The sequence below is a fragment of the Symplocastrum torsivum genome, assembly GCF_059505465.1.
On sequence record NZ_JCACKQ010000129.1, the window covers coordinates 34708 to 54916 of the forward strand.

The window sequence follows — 20209 nt, forward strand, 5'->3', positions numbered from 1 at the left end:
GTGGAGTAGGGGAGGCAGGGGGGAGGATAATAGGCAAAGTTTCTTCCCTTAAACGGCAGCTTCTTGTTGCCGATAGAGGCAATAGTAGCGACCTTTTTGAGCCATTAAGTCTTCATGAGTACCTTGCTCAACGATTGCTCCTTTATCCATCAGTAAAATCAGGTCAGAGTTGCGAATGGTGCTGAGGCGATGGGTGATGAAAAAGACGGTGCGTCCTTGATAGGCTTGAGCCAGATTGAGACACACTTGTCGTTCCGAGTCGTAATCCAGCGCACTGGTGGCTTCGTCTAAAATCAAGAGCTGGGGTGAGTGCAGAACGGTTCGAGCGATCGCAATTCGTTGTCGTTGTCCCCCAGATAGTGAGGAACCCCGCTCCCCAACACGAGTGTTGTAACCGTTAGGCAAGCTCATAATAAATTCATGCGCCACCGCTATCCTAGCCGCTTCGATGATTTCCTCGGAACTCGCATCGGGATTTGTCAGGGCAATATTCTCCTGCACTGTGCCATCAAATAGGAGTGTTTCTTGAGGAACAATCCCAATCTGACGCCGCAGTGAATACAGTTCTACCTTACCAATGTCATAACCATCAACGAGGATTCGCCCTGAATCCGCGTCATAAAGCCGGGGTAACAGCTTTGTGAGAGTACTCTTACCAGATCCACTCTGACCAACAATACCCACAAATTTACCGGCTGGGATTTCTAGGTTGATATTGTTCAACTGTAAAGGGCCAGTAGTCGCGAAACGAAATGAGACATTTTCGTACTTCACTGCACCCTGAACAGCGGGTAAGGGAATATTGTTACGGTCTTCTTCATCTGCTTCTTGCTGCGAATCAACGATATCACTGAGGCGTTCTAAGGATAGGGCTGTACTCTGGAAGTTTTGCCAGATTTGAGCTAAGCGTAGCAAGGGTCCCGTTACATAGCCTGCAATGATACGAAAAGCAATCAACTGTCCTAAGGTTAATTCCCCTGCAAGTACCAGATAGGCTCCGACCCACAGAACCAGCAAGCCAGAGAGTTTATTCAGAAAGTTGCTGGCTGAACTTGCGGCTGTAGAGGTTAAAACATTTTGGAAGCCTTCGCTGACATAACGAGCATAGCGCTCTTGCCACTTCCAACGCGATCGCAATTCAATATTTTGTGCCTTAACCGTGGAAATCCCCGATAAAACCTCTACTAAATAGGATTGCGTTTCTGCCTGACGTTCCGCTTTGGTGCGTAGCTGTTGCCGCACAATTGGCGAAACAACAAAGGTAAGAAACACAAATAAGGGAATCACTGCCAATGTCACCAACGTCAGCACCCAACTGTAGATGAACATGACGACGATGTAGACAATCGAAAAGACAGCATCTAACACAACGGTTAAGGCTGTCCCGGTGAGAAACTGGCGGATATTTTCTAACTCATTAATACGAGTTGCTAATTCTCCAACCGGACGGCTTTCAAAATACCGCAAAGGCAAGCGCAACAAGTGATCTATAATTTCTGAACCCAACGCGAGGTCAATCCGGTTTGTCGTATCAACAAACAAGTAGGTGCGTAGACTCGTTAAAACTGCCTCAAAAATCGCGACGACAACCAGGAAAACTCCCAAGACATGCAGGGTATCGATGCTGTTTTGAACAATAACCTTATCGATGATGACCTGAATCATCAACGGATTCGCTAGACCAAACAGTTGCACAAAAATGGAAGCAATCAACACTTCCCCTAAGACTTTGCGGTAACGAATCAGGGAAGGGATAAACCAGTTCAGTCCAAACCGCTGCTTCGGTGTGTCTTTAGTGGGTTTGAGTAGTAGAACTTGCCCTTCATCACCCCAATTGCTGATGAACTTGCCGGGTTTGATGCGCTTAATCCCACTGGTGGGATCAGCTAACACTATTTCCCGTTCGCTACTTTCATAAAGAACAGCAAAGCTATCTTGCCAGTAGATCAAGGCTGGCGTAGGTAGGCGACTGACTGCAACCCCAGGTACGTTTACCAGTTGGGCACTCAATCCCATCATGTCAGAGATCGCACCACAGTGCTGGAGGGAAAGTTTGCCGTGGCGTGACTGCTGGTTGGCAATGACGCGGCGGATTGTATCGCGCCGGAAGGGCATCCCAAAATGCTGACAGAGCATTTGGAAGCAAGCTAAGGTTGAATCAACTGGGCCTCTACCGCGAAAAACAGGATAGTTTCGCTTCCCTTGCGGCTCATCATCAACAAAGTTCTGACCAGTGGATGCCTCGGCGTAAGGGATTTCTTCGAGAGTGAGGCTAGTTGCCAGCGATTCAGGTAAGGATGTTTCGGTGTTTGGGGAAAGCAGGTTAGCTGGAATGCCGACTAGACGAGTGTTTCCTGACCCTTTCACTTCTAGCGCAGCAACGGCTTCAGCATTGAGACAGGAACCAACGGGTAAATTGGTTGACCCCCCACCACTAACGAACCATAGCCGATTGCGATCGAGTTGGTCATACCTCCTACCGCGTGACAAATTGCAGATTACTGCCTCTGACCAAGCTTCGAGGGTTAATTCTTTGAGATTGGCATCACCAGTGGCTCGTCGCTCTAGTTCTGCACTTAAGAGGTCGAATAGTTCTATTAGGGCGCAATGTGATCGGAAGGCGTTGGCAAATTCGGCTTCTGAGTCCAGTAGGGCAAAGAAGTCAGTCGCATTGATGGTGAGACATATGACTTCTGTAGAAGCGATCGCTGTTTCGCAAGGGACTCCCCGAAGCAAACTCACCCAGCCAAGGATTTCTCCAGGTTGCAGCAACTTCAGCGTGATTGGGGCAGGACGACGGGGTTCGTAAGCCAACAAACGAGCTTGCCCTTCATAGAGAATGGCGACCTGATTGGGCATTTTTTCCTTCATCACAATCGCCTGACCCATGCGGTAGCGAAGCAACTGGCATTGTGTTGACAGTTTTGCTCGTGCTGCCGATGACAAGCAATCAAACGGAGGCAGGCTAGCTAAAAATTCTTGAATGGTTGTCGTATAGGTCATTGGTCAGATAGCATTTAGCCCTTAGCTTTAAGATTAGGATATATAGGATTCAGACGTTCTTCGATCTCTATTAACTTTAAATAAAGCTTTCCTCCGTGTACTTCTTAACAAAAAGTTTAAATCGAGGATTGGGAAAAATCCTTCGTCTGCTAACTATCTACTGGTAAGCAGATGATAGGTATTACAGTTCTTGCAAACGTCAACTTTTGGGATGTAGCTGTAATATTTATCACTCTTTTCTTTGCTATTTATGCAAGAGACTTCATGAACTGTCATACAGAACTGTCAATATGAAAGTCTCTTTTCCCCAATTACCCGTCGCCAGTTCCCACGTTCAAGACGATCTATTGTTTTCCTCGGAAGGGAATCGCTACTGGAGATTCTGTCTCCTGCTTTGCGATCACAAGGCATTAGCAAATTCGGGTTCTGAATCCAGTAGGGCAAAGAAGTCAGTCGCACTGAAGGTAATGCACAAGGCTTGTGTAGATGCGATCGCTGTTCACAAGGTACTACCCGCACCAAGCTCATCTAGCCAATGATTTTCTCCAGGTTGCAGTAATTTCAGCGTGTTCGGGGTAGAACGACGGAGTTTATGAGCCAATAAACGAGCGTACTCTTACCTAGAGAATAGCAACTCGATTGGGTATTTCTCCCTAATCACAATTACTTATCCCATGCCCTAGCCAAGCAACTGGCATTGTGTTAACAGTTTTGTTCGTGCTGCCGATGACAAGCAATCAAATGTAGGCTAGCTAAAAATTCTTAAATAGTTGTCGTATAGGTCATTGGGCCAGAGCAGGATTAGCACGTCACCTTTAACCCTAGGATAACAAGTGTGACGCTTGTTGAAGCTCTGTTTAATTATTTTGTTATGTATACAGAGCGCTTCCACAACTTTAAAGGTTAAAAGCCAGTAGTTTCACGGAAGAAGTGGTTTCATTCAATGCTAAAGGCAAGTCGTTTCACAGAAGGATTGATGTCATTTCTTGAATATTTTGAAGAAAAGATTAGTCAAAAGGCATGAATTTCAATGAAGGCTTTTTTGCCACAAGGGTATTAAAGTTGTATTGTTTTTGGAGCTTTGTCAATAATTTTATTTCTTAAAAAATTATCCCCGTTGGAGACAACCACCAACTGGCACAAGAAAATGCTTCAACTACTACAGCGTTTTTGTGATCGCCTCTGGCACAGGTTCCGGTATTGTTGGTAGCAACATTAATACTGTAAGCGATCGCAAATTCTGCTGTTGAAGGGATTTTGCTGGAGAATGTGATGGGACAAGTAGCGGTTACTCGCAACTAAATCAATTAATGACCTACAGCTAATTGTTGATTTAGTTGTTCAGAAAGCCAGGTATTGAAGCACTCATTCAGCAGTCGTTGACACATTGGTGCATCAAGCTGAGCAGGTATAAATTTTTCTAGGCGGACAATAACAAGCCATTCCCCTAACCGTGTTGGAGGGCATAGTTGACCGGGTTTGGTTATCCGCAGCATTTGGGCAAGTGTGGGGTGAGGTGTACTCAGCTCAACGGGACCAATTAACCCACCAGTTTGCGCTTCTGGTCCTTGGGAATACTCTCGTGCCAAATCAGCAAACGAGTGTTCTCCTTCCTCAATTCGGAAGTAGAGTTCCTGGGCAATTCCTGGGTCTTGAGTGCGAAGCAGGGAGTAGATAACTCGGTCTAACTGAGCTTTGCGGCTCAGAAAATAGGATTCTAATTTATGCCCCCAAGTGGCTTGTTTAAATTTTTCAATTCTCAGCCCGCGTGTCGCTAGGGCTTCAAGCTGTACTAAAGTCATTCCCTGCCGTGCTGCCCACGCTTGTTGAGCGGCTTCATCAGTAATTTGATTTTGCTCAAAGAACTGCCCAGAGGCTTTTGTCTTTTCTTCAGGTGTACACTCTACTGATGCGATCGCTTGATCAATAATAATTTCCCGTAGTAAGGGCGGTAGTAGCTGGTAGCCAGCTAATAAGGGAATAATTTCTTCTACTGTAATTGTGCGATCGCCAACTCGTAAAACTGTGGTCATTCCAGAACAATTATCTTCCTTTATGAATCGTTTGTGGAACCCAGGAAGTACCACTTCATTATTTTATAGCAGGAAGCCGTCAGCTATCAGCTTTGGTGTTTTCCTTGCTCTGCCTAGGTTTCACACACCTGAGCTGTATCTAGAAAGAAAGGAAAACCGCTATATTGTGTCAACTCCACGAGAAGTTCACCGCCTTGTTAAGAATTTAGGCGAAAACTTAACTACAGATGAAGCGTTCTTAAGCAATATAGCTACCAAATTAAAGTGGGACAATCAGGGTGATGAGGAGGTAGGGAAAATGTACATAGAGACTCCCCCCATCACCCCATCGCCCTATCAAGCTGTCCCGTCTTAAGTGGATAGCCGCTATACTTATCTCGTTTGCCTAATGGCTACGCTCATCCTTGCTATATTGCTGCCATCGCCGCGAAGCAAAGCCCAAAACACCAAGTGCTAGTACACCCAGGACAGAAGTCGGTTCAGGAACATCGGTAGCAGGAGGCGTGCTAGCTATCACCACATCATCGACTAATAATCCTGCTTCGTCCAACCCATCACCCAACTCAGCGACGCCAATGCCTAGGGTGTATGTTCCCGCTGTCGTGAAGGTATAGCTGAAAGTTTGATATCCCGTTTGGTAGCGAAACTTGGTTAGGTCTATTAGAGACTCTGGAAATGTTGAGTATGTATCGGCAAGGACTGTCGCCGAGAGTGTGACAAAGGCGAAGTCGTTATATTCTTCTTCTGCCTCCTTGAACTCCGTGAAGAAATTCCAATCAAATGTCAAAGTATCTCCAGATTCTACCGTCAAGGTGGTTTTTATCGCTGAACCTTCAAATACTTCCCCTTGTCCGATCTCATCTAAGTCAGTCATTTCTAGACCAAGAAAGGCTGCTAGTCCAGCGGCATTGTCCTGACAGCTTTCTTCAGAACCTGGGCAGAAGGTATCTAACAGAGCTTGCTGAGTTCCTTCCGTTGGGCTAGTACCAAATTCAACCGTTTCTATAGAAGTTTGACCAAACGTTTGCCAACCGCTAAAGTCGCCCGTCTCAAAACTACCATTGAGAACTGCAGCTGAGGATGAACCAGCACTAAATAGACTTGCCAGACTCAGGAGGCTAACGATACCAGCTTTTATAGAGAAATGCATGGAGGATGTGGAGAAAAACATAGATTTCTTTCATGCTTAGAGCTGGAGATTGACAATAAGAAGATTTCCGATTGCGATCGTAATATCCCAATGCAAGAAAATTTCTCCTAGTAGAGGCTGCCAATCTCTCGTAACATCCCTGCTTTCAAAAATCCTGTGCTTTGTTTATAAGTAAATACTGACCTACTTGAGATTGCTCTGCTAGTGAAACTACGTAATCTTCACCAATTCAATATAATTAGGGGTTCGAGTACGGGTAATCATTTCATGGTTGTTAGCAAACATACTAAATTTTTGTTAGACTTTAATCCTAAACATTCAGGGAATTGCATCTATTAGATTGTGATAAAAATTTTGAAGGATTTCATAAAGTTCTCATGAATATTTTGTGAGTTTTTTATAAAGCTATTTATGAAATCCTTATAAAGCCCAAACAATTCTCTTCATCATTCCTTTACATAGCACTTCTCGTATCAGTGAGGTACATCTAAGTTTCTTGCCTATTCCCCATTCCCAATTCCCGAAAACCTAGAAATTTGTACCTCATCCACTACATACGCTTAGCGCATAAAGAAGCAAAAAAACGCCTCTCCTCCACTCCCTACTACCCACTCCTCATGTCTTAGATAGAGCGAAGAGGGTAGACAGAACTAGGAAGGAGGAGAGGCGGTTTTGAAGAACGCTCCGAACTCTAATTGTTAAAGCCTAGACAATCACGTTGCTACCAACAGATAAAGACTCTATTGTCACATTTTCTAAGATAGCCATTGTTCTGAATGCGTGGAAACCATCGACTCCATCAGGATCGATTTGCACTCTGGCATCTGAGCCAGTCTGCACAAATTGCAGATAGCCGTCGGCAATGGGGTCAATCCCCTGATAGCCAATCTCTGCAAACACATCCGTCAAGACAACCATATCTTGGTTGGGGTTAAAGTCAGTGATTTTGTCAGTCCGGTCACTAAAGCTTTCGTAAACGAACTGGTCAAAACCCGCCCCACCTGTCAAGGTGTCACCGCCAAGACCACCGATGATAATATCGTGACCACTAGTACCTATGAGCGTATCTCGACCATTAGACCCTATGAGGGTGAGGATAGTGCTATTCGTACTAACCGTCATCTTGTCACCTCAGCTATGCTGATAACTACATTTTGTACAACCACGTTTAAATCTGTTGCTATTAGCTTTTCTGGAATAGCCATCGTTCTAAGGCAAAAGCATCATTCAATACCATTGGAATCAATTTGAACACTAATATCCGAGCTATCCTACAGTAATTGCAGATAGCTATTGACAATTTGATCAGCACCCTGATGGCAAATTTCATAAACACCTGTGAGGATACTGCCATTCGCCGTAATACTCGACTCATTATCCCCGGCTGTGCCGATGATTTCAGCAAGTGACATAGGCATCTATAGGAAGAATGGAGAGCGAGTTAATCTGCCCCCTACAAATCCACTAGTGGTTAAAGCAAGGCTTGTGCTTTCACTAGCCTGAGTTTTCTTCTTTTTTGATACGTTCATCGACAACAGTGGTACGCTTTGGTTTTTTTGAGTGTAGTTACCCCAGTTGCACCCTAATTGTGCTGCGTCTTGATAGCGATCGCAGCACTCTAGGCAAAGCCTTGCTGAATTAACAGGTTGTTTGTTCCGTACTATCACGGAAAACTCAATCACAATCTAGATTTGCCAGCCTGTAATTCCATACTCTCACGAGAGAGACACCTAAGATTTTACTGAAGAAGCGTCAACAGAATGAGGAAAAGCTTTCTTTTACGCCAAAAAACAGGCATCTTTACTGAAATTTCATAATTACCTGGGTAATTATATGAGAATTGTGAAGTCAGCCCTCGTTTTAGCAAATTTTCAAAGTTTGATTGTTTTTGCTCCTGTGCTTCCATTGCCGCTTGTTCATCTCCAAAACAGTTGGAGGCAAGTTTGCAGAGTTTCACGATCGCTCGTTGTACCAACTTGGTCAACTCTGTGGTACTGATTCATATTGGTAAAGTCGAAGTGGGAAGGTTATGGAAGCAAGATGCGATCGCACAGGGATATATCCTAAAATACGACTCACGCCACAGCCAAAGTGGCTCGTTATTTCTCGTACTTCAAAATTTAAGTGGAACCCCCAATCGATCGCATTAAGCTTTCTCAAAGCGCTAAAGACCAACTCACCAAACTCAAACGCAACACCAAAATTGACCAATGGAACATCCTCTGCCGTTGGGCATTCTGTCGTTCCCTCGCTGAACCCAGCATCCCCTCACCTGTCCCCATTCCTCAAGACAGCAATGTAGAAATGAGTTGGCGTGTCTTCGGAGGAGACATCGCCGATATTCTACTCATTGCCCTTAAACAACGCTGTCATAATGATGGCTTGCCTCTTGATAAAGATACCCTGGCTACCCAATTTCGCCTCCACCTGCATCGAGGTATTGGCTATTTGGCAGGCGATTCAAATCTTAAAAAGATTGAAGACTTGATTGCTGTAGCTATGCCGCCTCAGAGAGTGTTGTAAAAAACTATGGCAAATCACTTTAGTGCGTCGAGACAAACCAGTCGATGAGTTTTCGGGCAATGCTCAGTTTAGGAGGAATCTGCGGCAAGTTGTGCTTGCTAAACCAAGCGGCATCTGCCAGTTCTTCTGGTTCAATCACAATATCACCACTGGCATAGGTGGCTGTGAATCCAATCATCAGCGAGTTCGGAAACGGCCAGGGTTGTGAACCAAAATAGCGAATGTCTTTGACCTCGATCCCGACTTCCTCGCGAACTTCCCGCACCACTGTCTCTTCCAAGGATTCTCCCGGTTCCACGAATCCAGCGAGTACACTGTACATTCCGGCTGGAAATCGAGGGGCACGAGCTAATAATAGTTCTTCACCACGAGAGATGAGCATAATGACCGCAGGCGAGAGACGAGGATAATTAACTAATCCGCATTTAGGACAACGCTTGGTACGTTCATGGGGTAATTGCGTTGTTGGAGTTGCACAGTGTCCGCAGTACTGATGAGTACGATCCCATTCCACAATCTGAATAGCCCGACCACTCAGCACAAACAAGTCTTCGTCTAACATTCCATACAATTCTCGCAGTCCCCGGAAGGTCAAGCCATCAGGTGCGATCGCATCCTTGGGTAATTCCGCCGAATAACAAGGCTGATTATCCAGGGTACCGAGAAATTGAGTCCGCACGGGCACCAAGCCAATCTCTGACAAGCTGATTAGGTTGGGAATCGTGCTGAGTGTTCCTTCAGGGCGAACTAGCAACTTATTGCCGACAAACGCGAACCACCAAGCAGGTTCAGACTGTAGTGCCGGGTGAGTAATGCCAGGGATGAAGGTTCTATGCATATCCACTCTTAGTGCGATCGCGTAACGTACCGCAGACAATCGCCTTCATCGTATCACTGCAATTAAGCCCTGAGTTGTTCTTCTGATGGTTCACCATCTTTGTGCTGCTTTGTTTCATTCAACTCGCTGGAGTTCTTGCTAACTCCGGCACTTGAAGGTTCAATTATCTTGGTTTCGTGTGCTGTGGTGTTCAATAATTTGGCGGAAGATCGCAGTTATCCTCAACACTGGTTTTAAGTTTGTTACTCTTGAATCCTGATTGCTGGTCATTGATTTGGCTTGCGTTGGACAACGGCTGTCACTATGCCGATGCCGAAGGCTCCGAGTAGGGCAAAGCCTAAGAATAACTGGCTGCCTTCAAATATTCCTGCTCCTGCTGCGACCCAAAGTGGCTTGGCAATAAGAATGCTGGCAATTAGGGCTATCAAATAGCTTTGCCAACGGGTTTGGGTGAGTCCTACGGCATAAGCTGCAAAATCAAATAGTCCTGTCATTAAAAAGCCCGTCATTAGGAAAAAGTTGCCTTCCAAATGTCGTTGAGCGAGGCGATCGACTTTTTCCATAAATTGCTGACCGACAAACCGTTCAACTAAACTACGTCCGTAGCGACGAGCAATGTAGAAGTTGAATGTACAGGACAATAAATCGGCTAGAGCAACCACCAGTAATCCCTGAACAAACCCAAACAAACCGCCTGCTAAAATTGCATAAGCTGTTCCTGGAAGGACTGGCAAAATGATGCTGGTAAACCGCAGTCCGAACACGATCACAGGTGCCCAGATGCCAAAGCGCTCAACCTGTTCTCGAACTTGCTCAATGCCATATTTGTTGAGCAGCCAAATCGCTAAAGCAATGAGAACCCCAATCAGAACCCATCGAAGAATTTTCATCCATTTGTACTTCATGCGGCTCAACCACTCGAATCTATCTGGTATGGTGGCATGAAATTGATGCACCGTGAGGAAAGCGCGATCGCTCTGTTCATTTTTGCTTGCGATCAACTTTACTGGTACTGGAGGCGATCGAATAGCGTACCATAAGCTAGTTATTCGGCTTATGACCCACTAAGTCATGCCTGTTGCAGACACAACCTTTGACGGGATTTTCAGCGAACCGATTGGTGAAATCTGACGGGGAAGTTTGAAAACACGCCCTAGGGCTGGATAATTCTGCGACGGTCTCGATTCTGGATCTCAAACGCGAAATTGAGTCAGTAACCAGGCTCCCACCTGAGATTGATCCGTTTCTCGACTACGGCGGAGGGCTTCTTCTAAAATGGCGATTGTTAGTCCTGGTAATTCCTGAGATACCTGAATGCGTTTACTTCCCTGATCGGCAACCGCATAGGCGAGAATTTGGGTATTTTGCACATCTACCACCCAATATTCAGCCACACCTAACTCTTCATACAGTGCCCGTTTCGTTCCCACATCATCTAACAATGAAGTTTTGGCAACCTCAATCACTAAATTTGGTGCCGGATACTCATCAAGATTAACAATCCCCGTACCTGATGGAATAGCCTGAGCGCTATTACCAATGTAATAAGACACATCCGGCTGACATTCCCGGACACCTGGTTTACGAAAAGTAGTGGTGTCTAAACCTCTTAACGGAATACCTTTAATTGTTGCAAACAGATTAACTGCCAGGATAATTACAACATGATCCTGTCCATGATCAAAACTGACTGCTGACATCTCAATCCTCATGTGACCCTTGTAGTAGTAGCCCTTCGCCTTCTCGTAAATCGGGTCTTCAATGGTGCGGGCATACTCCTCCCATGAGGCTGCTACCCATGTATCTGTGCGTGGTCTGGTTTGTAACTCACTCATGGTCTAACCCTCCCGCCAAAACGAAAACTTCTAAGTTCCCTGCCTATTCGTATTAACGATAGGAACGCTCAAGATTGAAACTGCGACAACAACCAAGCACTCACTTTGCCATGATTCATTTGCCGACTACGCCGGAAGGCTTCTTCCAATAGCGCAATATCCAAACCTGGAAGCACCTGGGACTGGTCAATTCTGCGACTGCCTCGATTATGGATCTCAAATGCAAGTACCTGAACATTTTGAACATCAATAATCCAATACTCACGGACTCCGAGTGATTCGTAGAGTAGACGTTTCTCACCTTTATCATCTGCCAGGGAAGAATAGGCAACTTCAATTACGAGGTCAGGGGGTGGGTAGGTATCGAGATCGATGATGGTTGCATCCCAAGGCACCGTTTCCGCGTTAGCACCTAGATAAAACGAGACATCCGGTTGCGCTTCCTCATAGCCTGTCTTGCGGTAAGTGCAGTTGTCGTGACCGTCCAAATCAATGTTTCGAGTACTTGCAAAGAGTGCGATCGCAGCAATAACAATAAAATGGTCGCGAGAATGGGGGTTACCAAGCGCCGACATCTCCAACCTCATGCGTCCGTTATAGTAGTAGCCTCTGGCTTTTTCAAAGGCTGGATCGCCAATCGCCTTTATGTACTCGTCCCAGGTAGCATTCACCCAGGTATCGGTTGGTAGTTTCGCTTGTAGTTGGCTCATAACAACCATGATTGGCTACCGCTCACTGACATCTTAACGTAGGGGCGATCGCACACTCTGGATGTAGAGAATGAACAGTCAGAGCGATCGCTTCTCGTCTACGACAGACGATACTATCGAATTAGAGATTAGCATCCCAATGTTGATGGTATGGGGTTATTGAACGAAGCCTCACCCCATTGAAAGCTAGCGAGGACGGATAAAATTGGAACAACAACTACAGAGCCAACTACCTCAGCAAGCGATGGACGCGATAGTGTCCCGCTTCGCGATCGCAGAGTTTTGCCAACGGTGGCAAATCAAGGAATTTTACTTATTTGGTTCGGTATTACGAGAAGATTTTCGCCCTAACAGCGACATTGATATCATGGTGAATTTTGAGGCAGATGCTCCTTGGGGTTTGCTAGAGTTCGTTCGGATGAAACGCGAACTAGAAACCCTTTTACGGCGTGAGGTTGACTTAGTTACAAAGAAGTCGATTGAGCAAAGCCACAATTGGATTCGTCGCCAAGAAATTTTAGGCACAGCTCAGGTTGTCTATGTCTCGCGATAGTGCATCCCTACTTGATATTGTCAGAGCTGGGCAATTAGTATTGCAGTTTGCTCAAGGACTCAATCGAGAACAGTTAGCATCAGATGTACTGAGGCAATCAGCAATTCTCTACCAAATCTCGATTATGGGAGAGGCAACGAAACGGTTATCTCGCGAGTTTCGAGAGCAACATCTAGAAGTGCCTTGGGATGATGTTGCGGGTATGCGAGACATCATTAGTTGATTAACCATCTCTTCGGATGAATTATCGGCAGCTAATTTCAGCAAGATATTCTGCTTCGAGGCGATCGCATTCCTCTTCATAAGCGGCAAATTCCGCATCTAGCAATTCTTTATTGGCGTAGTAGTAAGCTATAGCTGCATAGATTCCACCAAGAGTTAGGTGTGGTTTATTTTCCAGAATTTCTTCGGGAGTCACACCTGCCCTAATCTCATTTACTATGTACTGAATCGTGATACGAGTACCAGCAATCCGGGGACGCCCCCCACAGGTTCCCGGTGTACGAAGAATCAGCGTACCAATGTCAGTCAGGGTTTGCATAATCTGCTTGCTGAATCTTGGTCTGATCGTAACTCGTTGAGCTATCATCAAGTGCGATCGCACAACCTTTTCCCAAATCTCCTCTAATTAGCTGTGCTAAAGGCTTTACAACTATGGCAAAGTTTGACGCTTAATGACTTTTCAGTCGATGTCATCAGGTAAGTCGTCAATCGACATTCCAGCTTGTTCGAGAAGTTCTTTCAATCGTTTGATTTGCCCTAGAGAAAGCTTCAGTTGGTGTGCGCCTCTTTCATGATTGCCAAGCGTCTTGCGGGTTATTCCCAAGTCGCTAGCGAATTCTTCTTGAGTCATCCCTAAACGCTCACGCACTTGCTTGAGACTGGGTAAATTGGGGTTGCTATTTGAGTTTCTATCGTCTACCATCTTACCTAGCGATGGGTAAAGTTTACCCATTGGAACATAAAAATAATGGGGAAACGCCTAGAGGAAGTTTCCCTGTTTCTCTATCGGTAGTTTCTCATACCAGGCAAGTCCGCCAAGAGTTTTAACTCTTGGCTCATAGCTCAAGTCCACTCAAGTGGGCTGAAATTCTGGTGGATGTGTGGAGTAAGGAGGTGATGCCTAGACGATTATCAGGAAATTACTAGCTCGTACTGTTTCAAGTCTTCCATGAATAAAGGGCGATCTGCGCTTTCGCAGCAGCGCTTCGCTATCGCGCCTTTGGCAAAGTGTAGGCGGTAAGCAAAGCCATGCCCTTAGGCTTATCGCCCCTCTGTAATTAGTAATTACAAGAATCATAGCAATGAAACATTCACAATGGCTTCGCCTCAAAGCTGATGCGGACAGGATTGTTGCGGCTTTAAGAGCTGACGGTTTCCAGTGCCGTAAGCACACACACGGCTTGTCTTGGCATTTTCGCAAAGATACAGTTTCCTATACCCTGGCTTGGCTACCAGCGCCAGTGGGTGAATGGAGTTTATTACCCAGCGATGGCACACCAGAGCGATCGCAACTTCTATCACAGATTCACTCTATATTGGAGCATCGGGGCTGTGGTCGGAGTGTAGAGACGCACCCTGGCACACCTCTAGAAGATTTTCCGGCTAAAGGCGTTCAGCTTTGCTGTGCCGAAGGCAATCGCATTTGGAATCAGCAGAATTACCCTTGGACACTCGTGAGGCTCTTGCCAAACGCTCAACACTATACAGTAGCTCGCTTCTATAGCCGCGCCGAGGCTGAAAATCATAAGCGCTTTCTGGCAAAGTGGATGCCAGCGGCAGAGTTCGAGATCATGTTCGATGACAACTGAGACGGCTGATAATTGAGTCAGATCACCCCTTGCCGTAACGATAGGGAACTTGCCGCTCATCCACCACCTCAAACGCTAGATTACCCCGCTTCGCCCAACTCGTAGCACGACAATGGGGGTTGCCTGTTTCAGAAAATGCGATCGCACCAATTACTCTAACCCTCACCCCTTTGCAATCGACAGTGCAGCCGCAAGAAGCGGAAACAATGATTTTCCCGTTGAAGTTCAAAGAGAAGCTTTCTACTCCTGCGAGGAGTGGTTGCTGTCCGAGTTGAACAATCACGCGAGAGTTGCCATGCCACCTAAAAAAGAAAACAAGGGATGTGGATGTGCGAGTATTCCACTTTCATTAGTCCTAGTTTTGTTAGGTGTTGGTTATTGGGGCTTTAGGCATCTAGATAATCTAGGTAATCTAGGTAATTTAGGTATCAGCCAATTTTTACCAAATAATCAACAACCAACCACTCCCAATTTGACTCCGGTGCCGACACCGCGTGTACCTGTTGCCAATTCTCCCCTGTCACCAGTTATTCCAACTGGGACACCAACAACCAAACCACAAGTTCCATCATTAGCCGTAACCCCGAAGAAATCACCATCACCTCAAACTCCTTGGGAGAAAAAGGAAATCAGGGGAATTTATTTAAGTCGGTATCAAGCAACTAATAATGCTAGCCAACAAATGATTCGCGAACGAGTTCGTTATTATCGCCGTCAAGGAATAAATACAATTATTCATGGAGTGTGGGGCAATGGTTGCACGATGTATAACAGTGATGTTATGCAGCAAACATTTGGATACAAAAGCTGTCCCAACCAATTCCAAGAACAATGGTTAGATTGGTTGATTGATGAGGCGCACAAGCAGGGAATGCAAGTTCACGCCTATTTCGAGAAGGGGATTAAAATCGATAAAAATAGCCCAATCTTTGACGAAGCAATTTCTAAACGATGGCTTGTGCCTGGGGTCGATAAAACCTACGCTGGCATTGAGCATTATGTACTGGATGTGGAGAACCCAGAGGTTGCTAATTTATTCAAAAAAATCTCAGTAGAGTTCGTCAAAAAGTATCCAACTATCGATGCGGTTCAGTGGGATGATTACTTAGGTTATCATGCTGATTTACCCGGCAAAGTTGCTCGCACGACCCATTTGACTAATTTTGTGCGGCAAATGAGAGCTGATATAAAGAAAGCTAATCCAAGGGTAAGTTTCGACCTTTGCCATCATAATCCTTATTGGGGTAAACGTTATTTTGCGGCGGATTGGCAAAATTGGGATGCTGATCGAGTTTTCATCCAAATTTATAACGATGCTAACTTTAACCAAGAGCTAGGTTATGCCGAAAACTATGCAGGAGTAGCCATTTCAGAACAGCAATTGTATCGCTTAAAAGAACTGGTTAATAATCCCAAAATCAAGAGTATTTTAGTGTTTCCCACATCGGGAAAACCCGAAGAGACTGCTGCTTCGATCCAAAAGTTTACTCCAATGAGTAACTAGTGCAAGAAGTCGCGCCAAACGGATAGACCCCAAGAATCTTCGAGACTCAGGTAGACAGCTTGCTCTCTCGGTCGATTGAGGTCAAACTCAAAACGCGATCGCTTAACAACAATCTGCGTATCAACAACCGTTGTCCACATTGCCGTAAAGGGGTCTTCTTCACGAGTGCGATCGCTTTCACTCACAGCTAGGAGTGGAGCCACTTCCGCTCGGATATCATGACCATCATGAAGTGCTACAGCAACAAGAGGGCTATTCCCCTCCCTCAAAATCCAACTGGGTTGTATCACTTGTGTTTCAACAACTAACACTAATAATCCTCAATACTCCTCCTTTGCAGCTCTAGGCGAAAGCTTGTTGTGTTTCCATTTGTTGACAAATCCATTCCACAGCGGCTGGTAAGTCAGCGGCAATATAATCCGGACGAGTATGGTGCTGGTACTTGCCACTGAGTACATCTTCACCAAAACCAGTTTGCACTAGGATTCCGGTACAACCAGCATTGTGCGCCATATCGACATCAGTCGCCTTATCCCCAACCATAAAACTCCGGCTTAAGTCCAAATCATGCTCCCAAGCCGCAGCAACGAGCATCCCAGTGTTGGGCTTGCGCCAGGTACTCCAGCGCGTAAAGTCTGGGTTAGTACCTCCTGCCTGGGGACTCAGGTAGGGACAGTAGTAGAGCGCGTCTAAGTGAGCGTCCGCTTCCACTTTTAGGAGTTGGCAAAGGCGGTGGTGGAGGGCATCGACATGCTCAACGGCATAATACCCTCTCGCTGGTCCCGATTGATTGGAGACCAGCGTACAAAACACCTGCCGCTCATTCAGTTGCCGCACAGCCTGGGCAGCACCGGGAATTAACTGTAAGTCCTCAACTCGGTACAGATAACCTGCTTCAATGTTCAGGACACCATCTCGATCAAGGAATACTGCTGGTTTAGCCACGCCAAATTTGCTCTAAGACAGCTTCGGGTTTGATATCTTTGATCGCTCCGGTTGGGGATTGCACGGCAACACATTTATCACTTTCTGGGAGGAGTTTTTTCGCATCTGTTGGACCAAATAGGGCAATTGTGTAAGTTCCAACAGCAACGGCTAGATGCATAGGCGCACTATCTGTACACAGCATCAAATTCGCCCCAGCAATCATTGCTGCCAATTTACCAATATCTGCTGGTGAGGTAACTTTCAAATCGGAGCGGGATTGCATCATGGCGGCAATCAATTTGGCATCTTCGGGACCTTTAAGCAGCACGATGGGTAGTTCTGGTTGTTTTTGTTGAATGTCGTCAATGATTCGTTGCCATTGCTGCACTGGGTAAATCTTGTCGATGCCTTTCGACTGAGCGAGTTGGCTCGAACCGCCATGAATGAGAATGTAACCCGTTTCTGTAAAACCTAAACGTTTCTGTTCCCCCTCTGCCCAGTCAATGTCTGACTTAGGAAGCGAGAGGGATAGTTCTGGGCAGGGGGAGTCGAGTCCAAAACCTCGGATGAGGTCATGGTACATACAGGCGGCATATTGCTGAGTTTTTAGCGGCACCGTGCTGGTAAAAAACCACTTCCCAGCATTGGCACTGTAGCCAATACGGGTAGGAATGCCACTCATCCAGAGCAACAGTCCGGTTGACCTGCGGCGTCCTAGGGTTAGTGCCGCATCGTATTCGCGATCGCGGATGATCCCCAGCAAGTTACCAAAGTCCGCAGGGCCGTTGCGGTCTTTAAAATCAAACGTCAGAACTTCATTAACAGAGCCTGAAACCCGATACGCCCCTTTAGCTCGCGGTTCCACAATGACATCGATGTCGGATTCGGGGTAGTACCGTTTTAGGTCATCGAGGGTAGGAAAGAACAGAATTTGGTCGCCAATTCCACCGGGGACAAGGGCTAGTATTCGCATCTCAATTGATTGAGCGTATTTATCAGCTTAATTTTAAGGGAACATATACTAGCTAAACAGAGGAATATTGTGCATTTATTAATTCCAGCGGCAGGAATGGGGCGACGAATGGGAAGCGATCGCAATAAGCTTCTCCTTACACTATTAGGTAAACCCCTACTTACGTGGACTCTTCAAGCCGCTGAGACAGCCAAAACTATTAACTGGATTGGCATTATCGGACAACCTACAGACTATCCAGATTTTAAAAAGATTCTTGCTGACGTATCGCTAACCAAGCCAGTGGAGCTAATTGTGGGTGGGGAAACACGCCAAGAATCAGTCTATAACGGCTTGCAAGCCTTGCCAGCCACAGCCGAACGAGTGTTAATTCACGATGGGGCAAGATGTTTAGCGACACCTCAGCTATTTGACCGATGTGCCACTGTCCTTTTAGATTGTCCGGGTTTAATTGCTGCTGTGCCTGTAAAGGACACAATTAAAGTGGTGAATGAGGCAGGAATTATACAAGATACACCTGACCGAAGGCAGTTATGGGCAGCCCAAACTCCGCAGGGGTTTGAGGTGAAACAATTAAAGCAGTGTCATGAGCAAGGACGTAACGGGGGTTGGGAAGTTACGGATGATGCCGCGTTGTTTGAACGATGTGGGCTACCTGTGCGAATTGTGGAGGGAGAGGAGACGAATCTCAAGGTAACGACACCCGTGGATTTAGCGATCGCAGAATTCATCCTCCGCCAACGCCTCGGCTTGTAACTACTTTGAAAATCTACCCTGTCAACCCGTCGCAAATGGTACTAAATCCTGTCCAGAGTACGATTAAGCTACAGACTCGTCGTGATCTCACTATGATATGGCTCAAGTCGAACTTGAACCTCTTCATTCGCAGATTCATCCTGCCAACTTGTTTTGCCGGAATGCTCTTGAGTATCGGGTGTGCTCCCACTCGGACACCACAAGCCGCGCAATCTCAAAATCTAACCCGCATCATGCCAATTGGTGATTCAATTACGCAAGCGGACAGCAATCATAACAGCTATCGCCGTCCGCTCTGGATACAGTTGCGTCAAGCTGGTTACAACGTTGATTTTGTTGGGTCAAACCGAGAGCATTTTCAGGGTTCTGCTCCTCTGTCAGACTTTGACCAAGATCACGAGGGACACTGGGGTTGGCGGGTAGATGAGATATTAAAGCAAATTGATGCCTGGGTTCGCACCAGCCAACCAGACATTGTACTGATTCATCTTGGGTCTAACGATATTGTTCAAGGGCAAAGCCTGGAGAGTACAATCGAGGAGCTTCGACAACTGATTCAAACACTGCGTAAGGTTAATCCACGCTTAAAGATGCTAATCGCCGAAACTATCCCTTGTGGGGAAGAAGCGCAAGTTCGGCAGCTTAACAGGCTGATCGTGAATCTGGCACAGGAAACTAACACCCAGGAGTCACCTGTCATTGCGGTGAATCAGTTCAGCGGTTTCAATCCAGCGATGGGTAAGGACACTCACGATGGTTGTCATCCCAATGAATCTGGTGAGAAGAAGATTGCCAATCGTTGGTTTGCTGCTCTCAAAACGGTGCTTCCATCTCCGTGAACTACTTTGAGATGCATGATTCCTCGCCTCAGCAACTGACTACTAACAAACAGATGAAAATTCACCAACGTCACGAATGGCCCTTAAACGTTGAGGAAGCGATCGCAATCCAAAACCAACTGCGTTCTCAGGTGATTACTGAAGACCAGTTGGGAGATGTGCAGTATGTTGCGGGTGTTGATCTGGGTTTTGAGGAAGATGGTGCGATTTCACGGGCAGCGGTGGCTGTGTTAAGTTTTCCTGACTTGCAGCTACAGGAAAAAGCGATCGCCAAACGCCCAACTACTTTTCCTTACATTCCCGGATTCCTCTCGTTTCGAGAAATTCCGGCTATACTCGATGCTCTGGAAATGGTCAGCATAACACCTGACCTAATCGTCTGTGATGGTCAGGGTATTGCTCATCCTCGCCGCTTAGGGATTGCTTGCCATCTGGGAGTATTGATAGACATTCCAACGATTGGTGCGGCGAAGTCTCTACTTGTGGGTAAGCATGACGAGGTGCCAGTGGAGAAAGGGAGTTGGCAACCACTGCGCTATCGAGGAGAAGTTGTTGGGGCAGTTTTGCGATCGCGTACTGGTGTCAAGCCTCTTTATGTCTCCCCAGGTCATCGCATCAGTTTACCGACAGCGATTGATTATGTGCTGCGATGCACTACTAAGTATCGCTTACCAGAAACAACCCGTTGGGCAGACAAGCTGGCGTCAAACAGAAAGTAGACGTTCGCAGTGAAAGTTTCCTAGCAGTTCTGACA

The 20209-nt window shown here is 46.2% G+C and carries 28 protein-coding genes; 12 read left to right on the forward strand and 16 right to left on the reverse strand.

From position 1 onward, the window contains the following. Positions 1-48: 48 nt before the first annotated feature. Positions 49-3003, reverse strand: coding sequence for a peptidase domain-containing ABC transporter (locus AC5JL3_RS32335; RefSeq protein ID WP_496078359.1), 2955 nt, complete (start codon positions 3001-3003; stop codon positions 49-51). A gap of 290 nt (positions 3004-3293) precedes the next feature. Between AC5JL3_RS32335 and AC5JL3_RS32340 the strand changes: the two genes are divergently transcribed. Beyond that, positions 3294-3542: a hypothetical protein gene (locus tag AC5JL3_RS32340; protein WP_496078360.1), complete on the forward strand. Its 249-nt coding sequence runs from the start codon at positions 3294-3296 to the stop codon at positions 3540-3542. A gap of 561 nt (positions 3543-4103) precedes the next feature. Here the strand turns inward: AC5JL3_RS32340 and AC5JL3_RS32345 are convergent. Beyond that, positions 4104-4301, reverse strand: coding sequence for a hypothetical protein (locus AC5JL3_RS32345; protein WP_496078361.1), 198 nt, complete (start codon positions 4299-4301; stop codon positions 4104-4106). Positions 4302-4310: 9 nt separating this feature from the next. After that, positions 4311-5036: a peptidylprolyl isomerase gene (locus AC5JL3_RS32350; protein WP_496078362.1), complete on the reverse strand. Its 726-nt coding sequence runs from the start codon at positions 5034-5036 to the stop codon at positions 4311-4313. Here AC5JL3_RS32350 and AC5JL3_RS32355 point away from each other — a divergent pair. Then, positions 5029-5391: a hypothetical protein gene (locus AC5JL3_RS32355; protein WP_496078363.1), complete on the forward strand. Its 363-nt coding sequence runs from the start codon at positions 5029-5031 to the stop codon at positions 5389-5391. The two genes, AC5JL3_RS32350 and AC5JL3_RS32355, sit on opposite strands and share 8 nt — an antisense overlap. Positions 5392-5421: 30 nt before the next feature. Here AC5JL3_RS32355 and AC5JL3_RS32360 read toward each other — a convergent pair whose 3' ends face one another. From AC5JL3_RS32360 to AC5JL3_RS32370, 3 genes are all read right to left on the reverse strand, one after another. Continuing rightward, positions 5422-6186: a PEP-CTERM sorting domain-containing protein gene (locus AC5JL3_RS32360; protein ID WP_496078364.1), complete on the reverse strand. Its 765-nt coding sequence runs from the start codon at positions 6184-6186 to the stop codon at positions 5422-5424. 705 nt (positions 6187-6891) lie between these two features. Next, positions 6892-7308 carry a type I secretion C-terminal target domain-containing protein gene (locus tag AC5JL3_RS32365; RefSeq protein ID WP_496078365.1) on the reverse strand — a complete coding sequence of 139 codons (417 nt, stop codon included), beginning with the start codon at positions 7306-7308 and terminating at the stop codon, positions 6892-6894. Between the two features lie 149 nt (positions 7309-7457). Beyond that, positions 7458-7598: a hypothetical protein gene (locus tag AC5JL3_RS32370; RefSeq protein WP_496078366.1), complete on the reverse strand. Its 141-nt coding sequence runs from the start codon at positions 7596-7598 to the stop codon at positions 7458-7460. A 104-nt stretch (positions 7599-7702) separates the two neighbouring features. Between AC5JL3_RS32370 and AC5JL3_RS32375 the strand changes: the two genes are divergently transcribed. The 3 genes from AC5JL3_RS32375 (at position 7703) to dndE (ending at position 8709) form a co-directional block, all read left to right on the forward strand. After that, complete coding sequence (locus AC5JL3_RS32375) at positions 7703-7828, forward strand: hypothetical protein (protein ID WP_496078367.1); 126 nt, start codon at positions 7703-7705, stop codon at positions 7826-7828. A 301-nt stretch (positions 7829-8129) separates the two neighbouring features. Beyond that, positions 8130-8336, forward strand: coding sequence for a hypothetical protein (locus AC5JL3_RS32380; RefSeq protein WP_496078368.1), 207 nt, complete (start codon positions 8130-8132; stop codon positions 8334-8336). Continuing rightward, on the forward strand, positions 8311-8709 hold the full coding sequence (gene dndE, locus AC5JL3_RS32385) for a DNA sulfur modification protein DndE (protein WP_496078369.1): 399 nt from the start codon (positions 8311-8313) through the stop codon (positions 8707-8709). The genes AC5JL3_RS32380 and dndE overlap by 26 nt, the downstream gene beginning before the upstream one ends. Positions 8710-8728: 19 nt before the next feature. On the opposite strand, the gene nudC is transcribed toward dndE, so the two are convergent. The 4 genes from nudC to AC5JL3_RS32405 form a co-directional block, all read right to left on the reverse strand. Then, positions 8729-9586, reverse strand: a complete 858-nt coding sequence (nudC, locus tag AC5JL3_RS32390) for an NAD(+) diphosphatase (protein ID WP_496078370.1) — start codon at positions 9584-9586, stop codon at positions 8729-8731. 227 nt (positions 9587-9813) lie between these two features. Further along, on the reverse strand, positions 9814-10548 hold the full coding sequence (locus AC5JL3_RS32395) for a TVP38/TMEM64 family protein (protein ID WP_496078371.1): 735 nt from the start codon (positions 10546-10548) through the stop codon (positions 9814-9816). A gap of 192 nt (positions 10549-10740) precedes the next feature. Next, entirely contained in the window at positions 10741-11382 is a 642-nt protein-coding gene (locus AC5JL3_RS32400) for a Uma2 family endonuclease (protein ID WP_496078372.1), read from the reverse strand. A 68-nt stretch (positions 11383-11450) separates the two neighbouring features. Next, entirely contained in the window at positions 11451-12101 is a 651-nt protein-coding gene (locus AC5JL3_RS32405) for a Uma2 family endonuclease (RefSeq protein ID WP_496078373.1), read from the reverse strand. A gap of 196 nt (positions 12102-12297) precedes the next feature. Between AC5JL3_RS32405 and AC5JL3_RS32410 the strand changes: the two genes are divergently transcribed. Further along, positions 12298-12645, forward strand: coding sequence for a nucleotidyltransferase family protein (locus tag AC5JL3_RS32410; protein ID WP_496078374.1), 348 nt, complete (start codon positions 12298-12300; stop codon positions 12643-12645). Beyond that, the gene (locus AC5JL3_RS32415) at positions 12632-12868 is read left to right on the forward strand and encodes a HepT-like ribonuclease domain-containing protein (protein ID WP_496078375.1); all 237 of its coding nucleotides are present in this window, start codon (positions 12632-12634) and stop codon (positions 12866-12868) included. The genes AC5JL3_RS32410 and AC5JL3_RS32415 overlap by 14 nt, the downstream gene beginning before the upstream one ends. 21 nt (positions 12869-12889) lie before the next feature. Here AC5JL3_RS32415 and AC5JL3_RS32420 read toward each other — a convergent pair whose 3' ends face one another. Together AC5JL3_RS32420 and AC5JL3_RS32425 are read right to left on the reverse strand one after the other, a co-directional pair. Further along, on the reverse strand, positions 12890-13186 hold the full coding sequence (locus tag AC5JL3_RS32420) for a DUF433 domain-containing protein (RefSeq protein ID WP_496078376.1): 297 nt from the start codon (positions 13184-13186) through the stop codon (positions 12890-12892). Between the two features lie 141 nt (positions 13187-13327). Next, positions 13328-13600: a helix-turn-helix transcriptional regulator gene (locus tag AC5JL3_RS32425; RefSeq protein WP_496078377.1), complete on the reverse strand. Its 273-nt coding sequence runs from the start codon at positions 13598-13600 to the stop codon at positions 13328-13330. Positions 13601-13949: 349 nt separating this feature from the next. On the opposite strand from AC5JL3_RS32425, the gene AC5JL3_RS32430 reads away from it, so the two are divergent. Further along, positions 13950-14456, forward strand: coding sequence for a hypothetical protein (locus tag AC5JL3_RS32430; RefSeq protein WP_496078378.1), 507 nt, complete (start codon positions 13950-13952; stop codon positions 14454-14456). A gap of 22 nt (positions 14457-14478) precedes the next feature. Here AC5JL3_RS32430 and AC5JL3_RS32435 read toward each other — a convergent pair whose 3' ends face one another. After that, a complete protein-coding gene (locus AC5JL3_RS32435; RefSeq protein WP_496078379.1) occupies positions 14479-14739 on the reverse strand; it encodes a hypothetical protein in 261 nt (86 codons plus the stop codon). A gap of 12 nt (positions 14740-14751) precedes the next feature. Here AC5JL3_RS32435 and AC5JL3_RS32440 point away from each other — a divergent pair, with 12 nt between their 5' ends. Continuing rightward, complete coding sequence (locus AC5JL3_RS32440; RefSeq protein ID WP_496078380.1) at positions 14752-15960, forward strand: family 10 glycosylhydrolase; 1209 nt, start codon at positions 14752-14754, stop codon at positions 15958-15960. Here the strand turns inward: AC5JL3_RS32440 and AC5JL3_RS32445 are convergent. Genes AC5JL3_RS32445 through AC5JL3_RS32455 form a run of 3 tightly spaced genes read right to left on the reverse strand, consistent with a single transcriptional unit; the run spans position 15957 to position 17860 of the window. Beyond that, a complete protein-coding gene (locus AC5JL3_RS32445) occupies positions 15957-16271 on the reverse strand; it encodes an N-formylglutamate amidohydrolase (protein WP_496078381.1) in 315 nt (104 codons plus the stop codon). The two genes, AC5JL3_RS32440 and AC5JL3_RS32445, sit on opposite strands and share 4 nt — an antisense overlap. Positions 16272-16302: 31 nt before the next feature. After that, positions 16303-16905, reverse strand: a complete 603-nt coding sequence (locus AC5JL3_RS32450; protein WP_496078382.1) for a D-glycero-alpha-D-manno-heptose-1,7-bisphosphate 7-phosphatase — start codon at positions 16903-16905, stop codon at positions 16303-16305. Next, positions 16898-17860: a glycosyltransferase family 9 protein gene (locus AC5JL3_RS32455; protein ID WP_496078383.1), complete on the reverse strand. Its 963-nt coding sequence runs from the start codon at positions 17858-17860 to the stop codon at positions 16898-16900. Before AC5JL3_RS32455 ends, AC5JL3_RS32450 begins: the two co-directional genes overlap by 8 nt. A 69-nt stretch (positions 17861-17929) precedes the next feature. Here AC5JL3_RS32455 and ispD point away from each other — a divergent pair, with 69 nt between their 5' ends. The 3 genes from ispD to nfi are packed head-to-tail and all read left to right on the forward strand — an operon-like array spanning position 17930 to position 20174. Further along, positions 17930-18616: a 2-C-methyl-D-erythritol 4-phosphate cytidylyltransferase gene (ispD, locus tag AC5JL3_RS32460; protein WP_496078384.1), complete on the forward strand. Its 687-nt coding sequence runs from the start codon at positions 17930-17932 to the stop codon at positions 18614-18616. Positions 18617-18651: 35 nt separating this feature from the next. Continuing rightward, positions 18652-19455 (forward strand): SGNH/GDSL hydrolase family protein, encoded by an 804-nt coding sequence (locus tag AC5JL3_RS32465; protein WP_496078385.1) that lies wholly within the window; start codon positions 18652-18654, stop codon positions 19453-19455. A gap of 53 nt (positions 19456-19508) precedes the next feature. Continuing rightward, complete coding sequence (gene nfi, locus AC5JL3_RS32470) at positions 19509-20174, forward strand: deoxyribonuclease V (protein WP_496078386.1); 666 nt, start codon at positions 19509-19511, stop codon at positions 20172-20174. Positions 20175-20209 lie beyond the last annotated feature (35 nt).

Coding starts and splice junctions, on each gene's coding strand:
- AC5JL3_RS32335 (WP_496078359.1), bottom strand. CDS start 3,003: ATGACCTATACGACAACCATTCAAGAATTTTTAGCTAGCCTGCCTCCG.
- AC5JL3_RS32340 (WP_496078360.1), top strand. CDS start 3,294: ATGAAAGTCTCTTTTCCCCAATTACCCGTCGCCAGTTCCCACGTTCAA.
- AC5JL3_RS32350 (WP_496078362.1), bottom strand. CDS start 5,036: ATGACCACAGTTTTACGAGTTGGCGATCGCACAATTACAGTAGAAGAA.
- AC5JL3_RS32360 (WP_496078364.1), bottom strand. CDS start 6,186: ATGCATTTCTCTATAAAAGCTGGTATCGTTAGCCTCCTGAGTCTGGCA.
- AC5JL3_RS32365 (WP_496078365.1), bottom strand. CDS start 7,308: ATGACGGTTAGTACGAATAGCACTATCCTCACCCTCATAGGGTCTAAT.
- AC5JL3_RS32370 (WP_496078366.1), bottom strand. CDS start 7,598: ATGTCACTTGCTGAAATCATCGGCACAGCCGGGGATAATGAGTCGAGT.
- AC5JL3_RS32400 (WP_496078372.1), bottom strand. CDS start 11,382: ATGAGTGAGTTACAAACCAGACCACGCACAGATACATGGGTAGCAGCC.
- AC5JL3_RS32405 (WP_496078373.1), bottom strand. CDS start 12,101: ATGGTTGTTATGAGCCAACTACAAGCGAAACTACCAACCGATACCTGG.
- AC5JL3_RS32415 (WP_496078375.1), top strand. CDS start 12,632: ATGTCTCGCGATAGTGCATCCCTACTTGATATTGTCAGAGCTGGGCAA.
- AC5JL3_RS32420 (WP_496078376.1), bottom strand. CDS start 13,186: ATGCAAACCCTGACTGACATTGGTACGCTGATTCTTCGTACACCGGGA.
- AC5JL3_RS32425 (WP_496078377.1), bottom strand. CDS start 13,600: ATGGGTAAACTTTACCCATCGCTAGGTAAGATGGTAGACGATAGAAAC.
- AC5JL3_RS32430 (WP_496078378.1), top strand. CDS start 13,950: ATGAAACATTCACAATGGCTTCGCCTCAAAGCTGATGCGGACAGGATT.
- AC5JL3_RS32440 (WP_496078380.1), top strand. CDS start 14,752: ATGCCACCTAAAAAAGAAAACAAGGGATGTGGATGTGCGAGTATTCCA.
- AC5JL3_RS32455 (WP_496078383.1), bottom strand. CDS start 17,860: ATGCGAATACTAGCCCTTGTCCCCGGTGGAATTGGCGACCAAATTCTG.
- AC5JL3_RS32465 (WP_496078385.1), top strand. CDS start 18,652: ATGGTACTAAATCCTGTCCAGAGTACGATTAAGCTACAGACTCGTCGT.
- nfi (WP_496078386.1), top strand. CDS start 19,509: ATGAAAATTCACCAACGTCACGAATGGCCCTTAAACGTTGAGGAAGCG.